The sequence below is a fragment of the Thalassospira sp. GO-4 genome (assembly GCF_023588965.1).
In the GTDB taxonomy this organism is placed as follows: Bacteria; Pseudomonadota; Alphaproteobacteria; order Rhodospirillales; family Thalassospiraceae; genus Thalassospira; species Thalassospira povalilytica.
On record NZ_CP097807.1, the window covers coordinates 429,310 to 443,950 of the forward strand.

Sequence of the window (14,641 nt, forward strand, 5' to 3'; positions counted from 1 at the left end):
GTATGTGTTGGGGGACGGGATTGTTCGCGGGTGTTGGTGGTTTGGGAGTGCCGGCGTGTTACGTGAGTGGTGCAGGTGGTGGGTGTGTTGCAGCGGATGTTCGGGATGGTTCAGGCCGTTCCGGGGGCATGTCACAGCAGGCATGTGGCGGGCGGGATTGCACCGGAAGGATGGATCGGGCATTTTGGGCGGGCGTTTGTTGCCACCACCTTTATGTGCAGGATATTTGCCATGCTCGCCTGGGTCTATTTGATGGGCGCGATCGGTCTTGAAGTGATCGGGACCGTGTCGCTTAAATTTTCCAACGGATTTACCGACCTGAAATTTTCGGTCCTGACACTTGTGATGTACGGGCTGAGCTTTTGGGTGCTGGCGCTGACCTTGAAGGTCTTGCCGATCAGCACGGCCTATGCGGTGTGGTCGGGGCTTGGCACGGCGGCCGTCGCGATCATCGGGCTGGTGTTTTTCAAGGAGCCGATGACCGCCCTTAAGGGTGTTTTCCTGTTGATGATCATTGGCGGTGTGGTCGGATTAAAGGCGATCAGTTCGGAAAGCTAATCCCGAAATTGCATGCCGATCCGGCGCAGATCATTTTCAAGATCGCAATGAGCCGGATTCCAGCCAAGATCGCTGACGGCCTTTGTCGCGGTCATGGTTTGATGGCGGGCAAGTCCCGCCGCCCAGCGGCCCAGTCGCGTCATTGCGGTTTGCACCGTGATCGCATCAATCTGGCAATCGGGCGTGCCGACATGGCGGGCGATCAGACCGGCCAGCGCACGGTTGGTCAGATCATTGATCGCAACCCCGAAATAGCTTGAACCGCGGGTGGCGTTGCCAAGGGCCAGACAATAAAGATCGGCCAGATCATCGGCATGAACCATCGGCAAGGTCACATCGCCATCACCGATCAGGGTGACGCGGTTATTGGTACGTGCGGTTTGCAGATCACGGCCAAGAAGCCCGTAATGCCCGTGCCGCCCGGTGGCATAAACACAGCCTGGATGAATGATGATGCCGTGCAATCGTTCATCGCCCAGCACGCGATCAATCCCCGAACACATCCATTGAAATTCGGGCAGCGGATCAAAGGGGCTGCCTTCATCGATTGACTGTCCGGGCGGGGTTTGCGCAAACAACCAACTGCCACCGGTATAGAGGAAGCGCACAGGTCCGGGCATGGCGTGCATCGCCGGGATCAGATGATCAAGCAGGGTGCGGTCGATATCGGTCATGGCATCGGAAAAATCGCAGGCCGCATGAATGACCGCATCAACGGGTGGCAGGGTCGCACACCAGCGGGCCGGATCGGTCAGATCGCCATGGATCGGAACTGCCCCGATCGCGCGCAATCTGGTGCAGGCGGTTTCAGATCGGGCCAGCGCAAAGACCCGGTATTGACGGGAAATCAGGCTGTCAACAAGTGCCGAGCCGATCAGCCCGGTTCCGCCGGTAACAAAAACACGCATCTGAAATTCCTTCCTGTGAGAACAGATTTGGCGATGGCCACAGGCGGTGTTTTCCGACCTCAACCGCGATTGAGGTCAAGCGGTTTTATCGGGGCAATCAAAATCCGGGCAAACAAAAAAGCCGGGCAAATGCCCGGCTTTGAAATTGTGATCGGCGATTTGATCAGGCGACTTCGAAAATGCCGTCAATTTCAACCGCAACGCCAAGCGGAAGCGATGCCACACCCACAGCGGAGCGGGCATGTTTGCCGACATCGCCAAATATTTCGACCATGGTGTCAGACGCGCCATTGACGACTTTGGGCTGATCGGTGAATTCCGGGGCGGAATTGACAAAGGCATTGAGTTTGACAACGCGGGTGACCTTATCAAGGTCGCCGATCGCAGCCTTGAGCTGGGCAACCAGGTTGAGCGCGCACAGGCGGGCGGCCTTTTGGCCGTCTTCGACCTGATAATCCTTGCCGAGTTTGCCGACAAATTTCAGTTCGCCATTTTCCATGGTGATCTGACCGGAAATGTGAACCAGATTGTTCGAGACAACATAGGGCACATAATTCGCAACCGGTGCGGTGGCATTGGGCAGGGTGATGCCAAGTTCGGCAAGACGTGCGTCGATTTTACCAGCCATGATTTCCATCCTTCAGACTGTGGTGGCACAGGGTCGGAACCCTCGTTTGAGGCAAACTTACCGATCCTGACCGCCGAACAAAACAGTTTCTTTTGGTTCGTCGGTCATCGGGGATTTATGACGATGGCAGGGATTGGGCATTGCTGCGGTGCCGCATTTCACCGATAGTTGAGAAAAATCAAATTGTGCCGGGCGGCAAAGCACCGCAAAACTGTATGCACAACAACCGGTGCCGGTGGCAGATGCCGGGCACATGTTTGGAATGAAACCAGTTCGCCAAAGGGGACTTTATGGCATTGCGCGACCAGATCGGAAATTTGCATGGCGGGTGGCTTGCCCTGATCGGGGTACTGGTGATTTGCCCGGATGCGCTGTTGATCCGGCTGATTGAAGTCGATGACATGACGGCGTCGTTCTGGCGTCTGGCATTGTTGAGTGTTGCGACCCTGATGCTGGCCTTGTGGAAAGGGCAGCGGCGCGGCGAAGGTGTTTTGCAATCGGTCACGCCGGGCAGGGCCGAGATCCCAGCAGCCTTGTTTTATTGCGGCACGACGATCTTTTTCATTTTGTCGGTGCGCAATACCGATGCGGCCAATACGCTGGTGATCATTGCCGCAACCCCGCTGATTGCCGGGGTGATGGGGGTCTTCATCTTCAAGCGCGGACAACCGATGCGGACCTGGGTGGCATCCTTTGTCGTGCTGGCGGCACTGGGCATGATTGTCGGGGCCGGGTTTGGCGGCAAGAATGCGCTTGGCGATCTTCTGGCGCTGGGGACGGCGACCTGCATGGCCGGGTTTTTCAACGTGATCGGGGCCAAGCCCGAAATCAATGAAATCAAGGCAATGTTGCTGGGCGCTGTTCTGGGGGCGGTGATTTTGCTGCCAACAGCGGAGCCGTTCACTGTCACCGGCATGGATTGGTTGTGGCTGGCGATGCTGGGCTTTTGGGTGTTGCCGGTATCGTTTCTGTTCATTTCGGCAGGGGCGCGCAAAATACCGGCAGCCGAGGTCGGACTGATCATGCTGAACGAGGCGATTTTCGGATCGTTTCTGGTGTGGCTGTTTATCGGTGAAGTGCCAAGCAACACGACACTGATTTGCGGATCGGTTGTGATCGTGACACTGGTGTTTCACAGCTATCTTGGTATTCGTGAAGTGCGCCGGATGCGGGTTGGTGCATCGGCCTGACCGGGGCGGTTGTTGCCAGCGCACATCTTTCAGGTTGCTGTCAGGTTGGGGCTTTAAATGTTGCGGGGTTGGTCAAGGACCAATCGCCCCGCAGGGCATCTGTTGAGGTGCGCTTTCTGCTGCGGGGTGGATGTGCCCAGATAGCAGGTAGGCCTTTATGCCCCGTTCCCGGTTCGTACCGAAAATTCCACCGATTGATTATCGTATTGTTCTTGTTGTGCTGGCGGTCTTTTTCACGCTGGTTCTCAATGCCAGGGTGCTTGGTCATTTCTATGACATTCTGGGCGCGCTTGGTGCCTATGACCGCGGATTTGCGATCAGTGCGCCGTTTGTGCTGATTTTGGCGTCGCTTGTGGTGTTTACGCCGTTTTCGTGGCGCTATCTGTTCAAGCCGTTTTTCGTGGTGCTGATTGTCACAAGTGCGCTTGCCCATTACGGGATGATGAAATACGGCATCGTGTTTGATCGCGGCATGATGGAAAACGTGATCGAAACCAACCAGCTTGAAGCGGCATCCTATTTCAGTGTGCCGGCCCTGTTGTGGTTTGTGGCGACCGGTATTATGCCGGTATGTATTCTTTTGATCGTGCCAGTGCGCTATCCGTCGACAGTGTTGCGCGGGGTCGGGCAGCGCATTGTCATGATGCTTGTGCCGCTGGTGTTGCTGGGCGGAATTGGGGGCCTTTATTTCAAGGATTATGCATCGGTCGGGCGCAATAACAAGGTGCTGGGCAAGGAGATCATCCCGTCAAATTTCATCACCGGGACGATCCAGCTGGTCAAGCGGCGCTATCTTTATGCCGATATGCCGTTTCGCAAGATCGGCGAGGATGCGCGTCTTGTCGCCGCACCGGGAAAGACCAAGCCGACATTGATGTTTCTGGTGATCGGGGAAACCGCGCGGGCGCAAAGTGTGGCGGCCAACGGGTATGATCGCCCGACATCGCCCTTTACCAGTCAGATTGACGGGCTTCTGGCGTTCCAGAATGTGCAATCCTGTGGTACGGCGACGGCGGTTTCGGTTCCCTGCATGTTTTCGCCGATGGATCATGCCAATTATGACGGTGAAATCGCGCGCCACAGTGAAAGCCTGATGGATGTGTTGCAGCGTGCCGGGGTTAAGGTCCTGTGGAAGGATAATGACGAGGGCTGCAAGGGGGTCTGCGACCGCATTCCTAACATCGAGATTTCAGCCGATGCGTTTCCCGAAGAATGCGTTCTTGGCACCTGTTATGACGAGGTGATGTTGCGCAACCTTGATCAGCAGGTGGCAGATAAGCCGGTCGATCAGCTTATTGCCTTTCACCTGATGGGCAGCCACGGGCCGACCTATTACAAACGTTATCCCGAAGCCCATCGTGCCTTTGCGCCGGACTGCCCGCGCAGCGATATTGAAAATTGCAGCGCCCGCGAGCTGATCAATACCTATGACAATACGATCCGCTATACCGATTATGTGGTGGCGGAACTGGTGGCGAAGCTTAAATCCTATGAGGATCGCTATAACACCGTGTTGCTTTATGTGTCCGATCACGGGGAATCGCTTGGCGAAGGCGGGCTTTATCTGCATGGCGCGCCCTATATGCTGGCCCCGGATGAACAGACCCATGTGCCGATGATGATGTGGATGTCCGATGGATATCAGACCGCGCGCGCGGTCGGGCAGGAGTGCCTTGGTGATCAGGCGCAAAATGGCGCGTTTTCCCATGACAATCTGTTTTCAACCGTGCTTGGCGTCATGGGAGTCGAAACCGGGCTTTATCAGTCGGCCAAGGATATTCTGGCGCGCTGTGCCGCCAACGATGCCGACATGGCAGGGCGGCGCGACGGGGCCGTTGAAGCGGCCCTTGCAACAGTGTCCGCGGCCGGTCCGCAACGGCAGTAAGGTGCCGGGACAAGGCCCGCAAGGAATTGACAGACGGGGCACTTCGTATTAGTTGAGTGAACTCAGTGAGTTTGCTTGATGAGTTGGAGGGTCCCGATGAGCATTCGGGCAACCAGACGTGAAGAAACCCGTCAGAAGATACTTGAGGCGGCGCGGGGCATCCTTGAAAGCGGTGATTTCGAGGAGGCATCGACGCGCGAAATCGCCAAGCGGGCCGGGGTCGCCGAAGGGACGATTTTTCATCACTTTTCGACCAAGGAAGAACTGATCATCAGCTGTGTGACCACACAACTGGCCGAAGCCATTGAAAAGGGTCTTTATACGATGGACCCGGAATGGTGTTTTGTCGACAAGCTGATGCATGTGGCGTCATACCGCTTTACCCAGATCGGCCTTCATCCGACACTTTGGAACGTGATCATGCGCCAGCTGACCTTTGCGCCGCGCAAGGGGGCGGTGCATGACATGATGCAGCGCAGCGGCCTGATCAAGGCGATTACCGATCTGATCGAAGAAGCGCAGCTTTCGGGGGAATTGAACCCGGATCTGTCACCGACCCTGATCCGCAAAAGCCTGATGGCGCTGTTTCTGTTTACGATCCACGAACATATGAGCACGCAGAATTTCGACTGCGAAGACATGTGTGCGACGCTGCGCGAACTGATCGAGGTCCAGACAATCGGACTTTGGGCCCGCAAACCCGAATGTGCGGCGTAACCGGACCTATTGCCCGATCAGATGCAGGATGACCTGGCGCCGATGCGGGGCGTGGCGATGTTCGAACAGATAGATGCCCTGCCAGGTGCCAAGCATGGCAAAGCCATCGGCAATCGGAATGGTAAGGGACACATCAGTCAGGGCCGATTTGATGTGGGCGGGCATGTCATCGGGGCCTTCGCAGGTGTGGCGATAAAGGCTCGGATTTTCCTGAACCAGCCGGCCAAAGAATGTTTCCAGATCAAGACGCACATCGGGATCGGCATTTTCCTGAATGGTCAGGCTGGCCGATGTGTGGCGGACAAAGACCGTCAACTGACCACGTGCAATGCCGGTCGAGGCGACCCATGATTGCACCTGATCGGTGATTTCAGTCAGTCCCTGGGTACCGGTTTTGATTTCAAGGGTGCATTGATCCTGACGCAGCATCGTTTCATCTTGCCTGTCATTGACGGGAAATTGGTCTGGCGGTGATGGTAGAAGTGCGATCTGTTGCTGACAAGGGGGCTGTCATGTTTGTTGGCGGGGGCAGTAAAACCATCGCGTTTTCAGCATGTTATCCGTGCCACAATATTGCCACTTGACGCAAACGGCCGGTGTGAATAACGATCTGGGCGTTAACTTTCGACTGGAAAATCCGTTGCGTTTCATTTCCTGCATGCTTGTGATCCTGATCAGCCTGACAGTTCTGCTGTCGGGGCATGGCACCGTGCAGGCAGGTTCCGGTTCGTCCGGTGAAGGGCACCATGTTGTGACGATCGATGTCACCAAACCGGTGTCCCATGATCCGCATTCATCCCATGCCGATATTTGTGGCATGACGGTGTGCGGTCCCTATGCCGAGGAACATGTCAGCACGGCATTGTTCATGCCGGTGGTGACGTCTGTGACCTATTGGGTGCAGGACCGTACCCTTGTTTCCGCCGAGGCGGATGGCAGCTACAAGCCGCCGCGCGCCTGAAAATAATCCCGTTTTAAAGAAAACGCCGTCGTTTGTTTGGCCCGTGTCTGTTTGACCAATGTCGGGCAAAGCAGCAAGGTTTGCGCATGTCTTCATGCGGCGATGGCAATCATTCTGACGATTATTTTCAGGAGCATGATATGCCCAGTTTCAAGAAATCCCTTATCCGTCACATCGCGGCATCGACCGTTCTTTTGGGCGCGTTTGCCGGTATGCAGGCCCCGGCCTTTGCCGGTGCAGGCCATAGCGGTGGTCATGGCGGGGCAGCGACCGATATCGGCATGCCCGGCCAGTTGTCCGATGTTCGCCGGACCATTCGGATCGTGATGGAAGACAATTTCTTTGATCAGGAAAAGATCATTGTGCGTGCGGGCGAAACCGTGCGCTTCATGATCGAGAACAAGGGCGAATTCGTTCACGAATTCAATATCGGCACCGCGGCAATGCATGCAGACCATCAGAAGGAAATGTTCATGATGATGGAGCATGGCGCGCTTGAAGCCGACAAAATCAACATGGCGATGATGGAAATGGACATGGGCAACGGCATGACGATGAAGCATGACGATCCCAACAGTGTCCTGCTTGAGCCGGGCCAAAGTGCCGAAGTGATCTGGACATTCCCCAAGGACACCGAACTTGAATTCGCGTGCAATGTGCCGGGCCACTATGAAAGCGGCATGATGGGCAAAATCCGTCTTCAGTAATCATCAATGATGTGACCGGGGGCGTTCGGGATCGGCTTGTCTGTCATCCCGGGCGTCTGTCCGGCCTTTTCAGGTAACTTGAAATGAAACAACGCATTGTCTTACGCGCCCTGTTGGGTGCGCTGGGGACGGTCATGCTGTCTGCCACCGGTTTTGCTGCGACCTATGATCTGACGGTCGATTATGTCGAAATCGATACCGGAACCATGAAAACGCGCGGCATCGGATATAACGGGTCATCGCCCGGGCCGACCTTGCGGTTCAAGGAAGGCGAGGAGGTGGTGATCAATGTCACCAACAATCTCGATGAAGCAACGTCGATCCACTGGCACGGCTTGATCCTGCCCTATCAGATGGACGGGGTGCCGGGCATCAGTTTCCCCGGCATCGAGCCGGGCGAGACTTTTACCTATCGCATTCCGGTTTCGCAAAGCGGCACCTACTGGTTTCACAGCCATTCGGGTTTTCAGGAACCCGACGGGGCCTATGGGTCGATCATTATCGAGCCGCAAAAGCGCGAACCGTTCAAATTTGACCGTGAATATGTGGTGGTGCTGAAAGACAAGCACCCGCATTCGGGCGACCGCATCCTGCGCAATCTGAAAATGATGCCTGATTATTACAACCGCAATCAGCGCAGCCTTGGCGATTTCATCATGGATGTGCGCAAGAACGGCCTGGGCGCGACACTTTCGGAGCGTGCCGACTGGGGCGCGATGCGCATGATGCCGACCGATATCGAGGATGTGCAGGGCTTTGTCGGCCTGATCAATGGCATGTCGCCCGAACAGAACTGGACCGGGCTGTTTCATCCCGAAGAACGGGTGCGGTTGCGGTTCATCAATGCATCGGCCATGACCTATTTCGATGTGCGGATCCCCGGACTTGAAATGACGGTGGTGCAGGCCGATGGCAATAATGTGCAGCCGGTAAAGGTTGATGAATTCCGCATTGCGGTTGCCGAAACCTATGACGTGATTGTCCAGCCCAAGGACGACAAGGCCTATGCGATCATGGCGGAATCGATGGGGCGTTCGGGATACGGATTTGGCACATTGGCCCCGCATGAGGGCATGCGTGCCGAAATGCCCGAATTGCGCAAGGAGGCACCGCTTCTGACCATGGCCGATATGGGCATGAACCATGGTGATATGGGCCAAAGTGATATGGCCGGTATGGATCATGGCGCAGCACCATCGGGCAATTCGGCGATGGGCAATGCGGAAATGGATCATGGATCGGGCGGGTCGATGCCGGGCATGGATCATTCCGGCATGGCCGGTATGGACCATTCAAATATGGCGGGGATGGATCATTCGGCGATGGCGATGGGCAATCGCGCCGATCCGTTTTATGCGGCGGGCAGCGGATTGACGCCCAAGGCGGCAAATGGCGGCAAGTTCCTGTCTTATGCCGATCTCAAGGCGCAAAAGCCGCTTTATGCCGACCGTCCGGCCACGCGCGAGATCGAGCTGCGCCTGACCGGGAATATGGAACGCTATAGCTGGTCGATCAATGGCGTGAAATACGAGGATGCCGAACCGATCCGCCTGAAATACGGCGAACGGGTGCGGTTCAAGTTTGTCAATGAAACCATGATGTCGCACCCGATGCATCTGCATGGCATGTGGTCGATCCTTGATACCGGGCAGGGCAAATGGAACCCGGTCAAGCACACCATCAATATCAATCCCGGCACCACGGTCTATTCCGAGACCGAGGTCGATGAGCCCGGCCAATGGGCGTTTCATTGCCATCTGAGCTATCACATGGCGACGGGTATGTTCCGCAAGGTCGTGGTTGAAGGCGGTCCGGCGGTTGCGACACTGAAGAACGGGAATTGATCCATCATGAAACGACATGATCTGATGATGAAGGGCGGCTTTGTCGCCGTGGTGATGGCCGCCGTTCCGGGCACCGGACAGGCGGCAGAAGGGCGGACCTATTACGGGTTCCAGGCCGAACAGTTTGAATATCGTCTTGGTGACGAGAATGAAAAACGGCTGGTCTGGGATGCGGATGCCTTTTGGGGAACGGACGAGCTCAAACTGCGCTGGCAGGGCGAGGGCGAACGCGACCTTGAGGCCGATATCAATGAAGGGCTTGAAAACCGGTTGGTGCTGCAAACCCCGATCAGTGACTTTTTCGATGCCAAGGCGGGGGTAAGGCTTGATACCCCGACGGGCACGGATCGCTGGTACGGGACGGTCGGGATCATGGGGCTTGCGCCGCAATGGATCGAAGTCGATGCCGATCTTTTTGTCAGCGAAACCGGCGATGGCAGCGCGCGGCTTGATCTTGAATATGAGGGGCTGATTACCAATCGCGTTATCCTGACCCCGTCGATTGAGCTGAATGCTGCCTTTTCCGAGGATCGGGAAATCGAAATCGGCACAGGGATATCAAGTGCAGAGATCGGATTGCGGTTAAGCTACGATCTGATTGATCGCAGTGTCGCGCCCTATATCGGGGTGTCCTATGAACGCAAATTTGGCGATACCGCCGACTTTGCCAAGGAAGACGGCGAGGATTTCGAGGCGACCTATATCGTCACTGGGCTTCGGTTGATGTTCTAGAAACAAGGGCCGAGAGGACTTCCTTCCGGCCCCTTTTTATATGTGATGATCAGCAAGGCCCGGCAGATCAGGCGGGTAGCTTGATCAGGCCGCAATGCGGTCCTCGTTCGGTCCATAGAAACGAAGGGCCGTCATGGCAAGATTGCCAAATTCATAGCTGTCATGGATGACATCGGGGGCGAAATCATCGGATGCGGCGCCAAGGGCGACATAGAACGGCATCAGATGGTCGTCTTCGGGATGGGCCATGGCGGCATGGGGCGCAAGGCGGCGATAATCGAGCAATGCGTCAATATCATGGGCCTTGACCCGGTCGATCATCCAGGTGGTGAATTCGATCGCCCAAGGATCAATCGGGCCTTCGTGACGATCAAGCGCACGCAGATTGTGGGTCATCGCCCCGCTTGCCACCACCAAAACGCCAAGATCGCGCAACCCGCGCAATTTTTTGCCCAGTTCAAAATGATCGGCTGGACCGCCATGGGCAAGCATGGAAAGCTGGAAGACCGGGATGTCGGCATCGGGCCTAGCAAGGATCAAAGGCATCCAGGCCCCGTGATCAAGACCACGCGCATTGTCGGTGGCACAGCCGATCTGATCGGCAATCTGCCGGGCCAGCGCCGGATCGCCAGCAACGTCATAGTGCAACTGATAAAGAGGCTGCGGGAAACCATAGAAATCGTGAATGGTTTCCTGACGCGCAGCGGTCGATATGGTCGGTTCGGCTGTTTGCCAGTGGGCGGAAACCATCAGGATGGCGCGCACGCCATCGGTATGACGGCCAAGATTACCGACAAAGAAATCAAATGCCGGCGTGCTTTGGCGCGCCACCAGCATCGGCGAGCCGTGCGAAATAAAGATCGGGGCCAGATTATGCCGGTCTTGCGGTGCGGATTGATCCGGCCGGGACGGGGAGATCGCGGTGTCAGTCATGGCGGACTACCTTGGTCAGAATTGCATCATTTGCCATGACTATGCGCCGCTGCGGACGACAAGACCAGACCCGGTTTGGCAACAGTCTGTTGCCAGCAAGCAGGCAGGGGTAAACGGGCTGGGGTAAAAAGGCAGGGGCAAACAGGCCGGATTTGCCGCCGGTTTGCCGTCAGTTTGATGATGGGGGCCGATAATGGCACCCGTCAGGGTGCGATATAAATGACCAGCGGTCTTGATAATGAAACGGAATTGCATCAATCTGGGGCAAGTCATTGTTCCACCGAGGCATATTTTGAATGGACCAGCAGCCGCCACTTGGCAGCCGGATATTGGAAAGATCGGTTTTCTCGCTTGATGCGCTTCCACGCGACCAGCAGTTTGAAGTCTGGAAGGACAGCATCAATTGCGTCTATTCGGTTGATGCCCGTCGGCAGGATCGCAAGGACGGCTTTAGCGCCGATCTGAATTCATGGTGCCACAAGGACATGGTGATGGTGCAGGCGAAAAGCCAACCCCAGAACTTTGTCCGATCCTCCCAGATGGCAGGCCGGGACGGGCTTGACCATTACAATGTGCAGCTTTTTACCAGCGGGCATGTTGCGGCGGAAAAAGGACTTGGCGGCGATACCATTTCCCATGGCGGGTTGCTTTTGCTTGATCTCGCCCAGCCCACAGAAGCACAGACCAGCCATTTCAATTCCCTGCATCTGTTTTTGCCACGCCGGCTTCTGGAAGATCAGCTTAAAAATCCAGATGACCACAATCTGCGTTTTTTGTCGGAACGCGATCCGCTGGTGCGGATCCTGCATGACCAGATTTTGGCGTTGCATCGCCATGTTGATGTTCTGAGTGACGAACAGATTGCCGTGATGCAGAAAACCATCGTCATGATGCTGGCTGCCTGCATGAATGATGCATCGGGCATCGGGGCGCAAAATACAGGTTTTCGCCAGGATCTTGATAAACTGGTACGCGCGCGGCGCTATTTGCGGGCCAATATGCTGTCGACGGAATTGACCGCAAGACGTGCGGCATCCGATCTTGGGGTGTCGCGCAGTGTTTTGTATCAGCTGTTTGCACAATATGGCGGCGTGAACCAGTTTGTGCGCGATATGCGCCTGCGCCATGCGTTGCATTTGCTGAGCGATCCGGCTCGGCGCAGCAGTTCGATCTATGACATTGCCCTTGAATGCGGATATGCAACCGATGCCAGCTTTATCAGGGCCTTTCGTGCCAAATATGGCGTGACGCCGGGGGATGTGCGCGCCGGATATGTCCCGCGTTCGACCAAACCGCAAAATGATCTGCTGGATCATCGCTATGAAAGCTGGATCCACGGCCTGAGCTGACGGCCATGCACCAAAGATCGTAATTCCAGATGCACATACGGGCATTTCCGGTGCCGGGTAAAACCGGTGCTGGCCGGGCTTGTGCGGGTAAAACCTGCTTTGAGCGTCGGAGCGCGGGACTTGAGTTGAAAGCGGGCGAGAGAGCGCGTCCTGTCGTGGCGCGTCGTGGTGATGGCGTGTCGGGATGGTGCCTTGGGAAACTATGCCAGAGATGCGGTGCCTAAGATCGGCTTTCCGGAGTGCTGCGGACGAACTGCCATTGGGCGTCTGGCGGGGATTGCCGGTGCTTTGCCAATTTCGGGATCGGTCGGGAAGTCCGGGGGGGAGTGACCGGGGGACGTTGGGATGATGCGTGTTTCCATTTGCGAAACAGTGTCGCGATCAGATCCCGAGGTCAGAAGGTCAGGAAAAAAGGGTAACAGCCTGTCGCCAAGGCCCGCGTTTCAGTGGGGGGAGGGCCGAGGGCGATGGCAACAGGCTGTCGGGGGGAGAATTAGCGACGGCGGCCAAACAGCATCAGCAAGACACCGCCGACGATGCCGGCAATCCCGGCGATCAGATACCAGATGGTTTCATCGGTATAGCGACCAACCAGTGTTTCGGAAATCTGATCCACAGCACTTTCCGATGCGTTATAGCCCGTCACCAGAAGGCCAACGCCAATCACAAGGATAACAACGCCAAGAATGCGGCCAATCGACATGATGTTTGCTCCTGTTTTTTTTCGGTTCCGTTTGCCAGAACTTTTGAACAGGGTTGATAACGCGCAATCGGGAAGCTTGTTCCCGACGCGTCAAAAACACGATGTCAGGGCAGGGATTTGATTACGCTATCGGCATCGGTCAGTTGGCAATATTCCGAGGCCAGAACGGCGGCATAAAGATCAAACACATCCTGTGCCGGGAAGGTCTTGCCGTTGGCATCGGTCACATCAATTGCCGTGGTCGCATCGAGCGGCAACCAGTTTTCAAAGCCCAGACAATGGGCCATGCGGATGGTGACATCCATCGAGTTATGAATGACCACACCGGTAAAGATCAGGCGTTTGATCCCTTGATCGTGCAGGTGTTTTTCAAGCGTGGTGCCGACGAATGCGCAGTTTTGCTGCTTGGCGAAGACGGTTTCACCGGCATTGGGTGCGACTTCGTCCTTGAACGGCTGTCCGGGGCCGTTGACATAGAAGCTTGAAGCCGGATTGGCTTCTTCGTGGCGGATATGGATCACGGGCAGGTCGGCGGCGCGAAAGGCCGCGAGCAATTTGGCAATCACATCGGCATAACCGGGATTGTTTTTGGCATTCCAGCGCGGATGATCCATTGCCTTTTGCACATCAAGAACGATCAGGGCGGTGTTCTCTAGCTTCATAGCTATAGTATCCAAATGAAAAAGCCTCAGTATTTACTGAGGCTCTGGAGAACGAAATGTCAGGACCGTTTTATTAAACTGCGGAACAGTCACTATCATTCAGATCTTCCTCATCAAGATCTGAATCCATCAGGATCGCATACTCTTCCGATGCATCCCAAGATTTCCACTGCGCGTCACTGATTTCGTCAACAAGGGTTTTTACTCCCGAGCTGTAGACTTGTTCAGCACGCTTTTGCGCAGCAGCAACCTGTTTCGCGATGTCATCAGACTGATCTACCGCAAAATCAACTTTCTCTGCCAAAATGCTGCTAGCCATGTTCTAGCTCCTTACCCAAGTAGTTCCCGCACGCTCCACGTAGAGCAAACGGGGTGAATCCGTACTTTCCATATATATCAGAGTCAATAGGATTCTTTATCAAGACTCTTTTGCATCCCAGCAATCTCGCATACTCATATGCACACGCTAGGGCTGGCAACAATATGCCTCCTCGAAAGTAGTTTGGAGCAAAAGACCTCTCTATCCAGTTAATGGTCAGGTGGGTCTTCCCTCGCGAAGGTCTTCCTATACATAGTCCTTGAAGAACGTCTTCGCCAGCAACTTGCTGCCATATTGCCAAATCGAAGAAAGACGGTCGATATGAAAACTTGTGATAAATTTCAGGCCAACCGATTGGAAACCCATTGAAATTGGGCGCATTACTATAGTGTTTGGGCCATTCAATTCGGGCGAAGTCCAGTGCGTTTTTCTTTACTGAAGACAGTGTAACTAGATCCCAACTGTGCGGTCCGCCAGTTTTTCGAAAACGCTTGATAAAGCTATCTGCAACCTTTTGACGACTGATAAATTTCAAATGGTCATAA

The 14,641-nt window shown here is 55.4% G+C and carries 16 protein-coding genes; 9 read left to right on the plus strand and 7 right to left on the minus strand.

Features of this window, described 5'->3' with window-relative positions:
• Window positions 1-231 precede the first annotated feature (231 nt).
• Window positions 232-558, plus strand: a complete 327-nt coding sequence (locus M9H61_RS02075) for a multidrug efflux SMR transporter (RefSeq protein WP_101246413.1) — start codon at window positions 232-234, stop codon at window positions 556-558.
• Here M9H61_RS02075 and M9H61_RS02080 read toward each other — a convergent pair.
• Both M9H61_RS02080 and M9H61_RS02085 read right to left on the minus strand, forming a co-directional pair.
• Complete coding sequence (locus M9H61_RS02080; protein WP_250283095.1) at window positions 555-1,466, minus strand: NAD-dependent epimerase/dehydratase family protein; 912 nt, start codon at window positions 1,464-1,466, stop codon at window positions 555-557. The two genes, M9H61_RS02075 and M9H61_RS02080, sit on opposite strands and share 4 nt — an antisense overlap.
• A 163-nt stretch (window positions 1,467-1,629) precedes the next feature.
• Complete coding sequence (locus M9H61_RS02085) at window positions 1,630-2,094, minus strand: RidA family protein (RefSeq protein WP_228195955.1); 465 nt, start codon at window positions 2,092-2,094, stop codon at window positions 1,630-1,632.
• A gap of 290 nt (window positions 2,095-2,384) precedes the next feature.
• Here M9H61_RS02085 and M9H61_RS02090 point away from each other — a divergent pair, with 290 nt between their 5' ends.
• The 3 genes from M9H61_RS02090 to M9H61_RS02100 all read left to right on the plus strand — a co-directional run bounded on the left by M9H61_RS02090 (window position 2,385) and on the right by M9H61_RS02100 (window position 5,886).
• Window positions 2,385-3,284, plus strand: a complete 900-nt coding sequence (locus M9H61_RS02090) for a DMT family transporter (RefSeq protein ID WP_101245971.1) — start codon at window positions 2,385-2,387, stop codon at window positions 3,282-3,284.
• A gap of 157 nt (window positions 3,285-3,441) precedes the next feature.
• A complete protein-coding gene (locus tag M9H61_RS02095; RefSeq protein WP_250283097.1) occupies window positions 3,442-5,169 on the plus strand; it encodes a phosphoethanolamine transferase in 1,728 nt (575 codons plus the stop codon).
• 96 nt (window positions 5,170-5,265) lie between these two features.
• On the plus strand, window positions 5,266-5,886 hold the full coding sequence (locus tag M9H61_RS02100) for a TetR/AcrR family transcriptional regulator (protein WP_101245973.1): 621 nt from the start codon (window positions 5,266-5,268) through the stop codon (window positions 5,884-5,886).
• Between the two features lie 6 nt (window positions 5,887-5,892).
• Here the strand turns inward: M9H61_RS02100 and M9H61_RS02105 are convergent, their stop codons facing one another.
• Window positions 5,893-6,315 carry a secondary thiamine-phosphate synthase enzyme YjbQ gene (locus tag M9H61_RS02105; protein WP_250283099.1) on the minus strand — a complete coding sequence of 141 codons (423 nt, stop codon included), beginning with the start codon at window positions 6,313-6,315 and terminating at the stop codon, window positions 5,893-5,895.
• A gap of 169 nt (window positions 6,316-6,484) precedes the next feature.
• Here M9H61_RS02105 and M9H61_RS02110 point away from each other — a divergent pair, with 169 nt between their 5' ends.
• The 4 genes from M9H61_RS02110 to M9H61_RS02125 all read left to right on the plus strand — a co-directional run bounded on the left by M9H61_RS02110 (window position 6,485) and on the right by M9H61_RS02125 (window position 10,130).
• Window positions 6,485-6,847: a hypothetical protein gene (locus M9H61_RS02110; RefSeq protein WP_250283101.1), complete on the plus strand. Its 363-nt coding sequence runs from the start codon at window positions 6,485-6,487 to the stop codon at window positions 6,845-6,847.
• A gap of 140 nt (window positions 6,848-6,987) precedes the next feature.
• Window positions 6,988-7,554, plus strand: coding sequence for a plastocyanin/azurin family copper-binding protein (locus M9H61_RS02115; RefSeq protein WP_250283103.1), 567 nt, complete (start codon window positions 6,988-6,990; stop codon window positions 7,552-7,554).
• An 83-nt stretch (window positions 7,555-7,637) separates the two neighbouring features.
• A complete protein-coding gene (locus M9H61_RS02120; RefSeq protein ID WP_250283106.1) occupies window positions 7,638-9,398 on the plus strand; it encodes a copper resistance system multicopper oxidase in 1,761 nt (586 codons plus the stop codon).
• A 6-nt stretch (window positions 9,399-9,404) separates the two neighbouring features.
• Complete coding sequence (locus M9H61_RS02125; protein ID WP_250283108.1) at window positions 9,405-10,130, plus strand: copper resistance protein B; 726 nt, start codon at window positions 9,405-9,407, stop codon at window positions 10,128-10,130.
• Window positions 10,131-10,214: 84 nt separating this feature from the next.
• Here M9H61_RS02125 and M9H61_RS02130 read toward each other — a convergent pair whose 3' ends face one another.
• A complete protein-coding gene (locus M9H61_RS02130) occupies window positions 10,215-11,063 on the minus strand; it encodes a class III extradiol ring-cleavage dioxygenase (protein ID WP_250283110.1) in 849 nt (282 codons plus the stop codon).
• 296 nt (window positions 11,064-11,359) lie between these two features.
• On the opposite strand from M9H61_RS02130, the gene M9H61_RS02135 reads away from it, so the two are divergent.
• Window positions 11,360-12,412, plus strand: a complete 1,053-nt coding sequence (locus tag M9H61_RS02135) for a helix-turn-helix domain-containing protein (RefSeq protein ID WP_250283112.1) — start codon at window positions 11,360-11,362, stop codon at window positions 12,410-12,412.
• A gap of 493 nt (window positions 12,413-12,905) precedes the next feature.
• Here M9H61_RS02135 and M9H61_RS02140 read toward each other — a convergent pair whose 3' ends face one another.
• The 3 genes from M9H61_RS02140 to M9H61_RS02150 form a co-directional block, all read right to left on the minus strand.
• Window positions 12,906-13,115: a DUF3185 family protein gene (locus tag M9H61_RS02140; protein ID WP_068518054.1), complete on the minus strand. Its 210-nt coding sequence runs from the start codon at window positions 13,113-13,115 to the stop codon at window positions 12,906-12,908.
• A gap of 104 nt (window positions 13,116-13,219) precedes the next feature.
• Window positions 13,220-13,777 (minus strand): isochorismatase family protein, encoded by a 558-nt coding sequence (locus M9H61_RS02145; protein WP_250283114.1) that lies wholly within the window; start codon window positions 13,775-13,777, stop codon window positions 13,220-13,222.
• Window positions 13,778-13,850: 73 nt separating this feature from the next.
• Entirely contained in the window at window positions 13,851-14,096 is a 246-nt protein-coding gene (locus M9H61_RS02150) for a hypothetical protein (RefSeq protein ID WP_250283116.1), read from the minus strand.
• Window positions 14,097-14,641 lie beyond the last annotated feature (545 nt).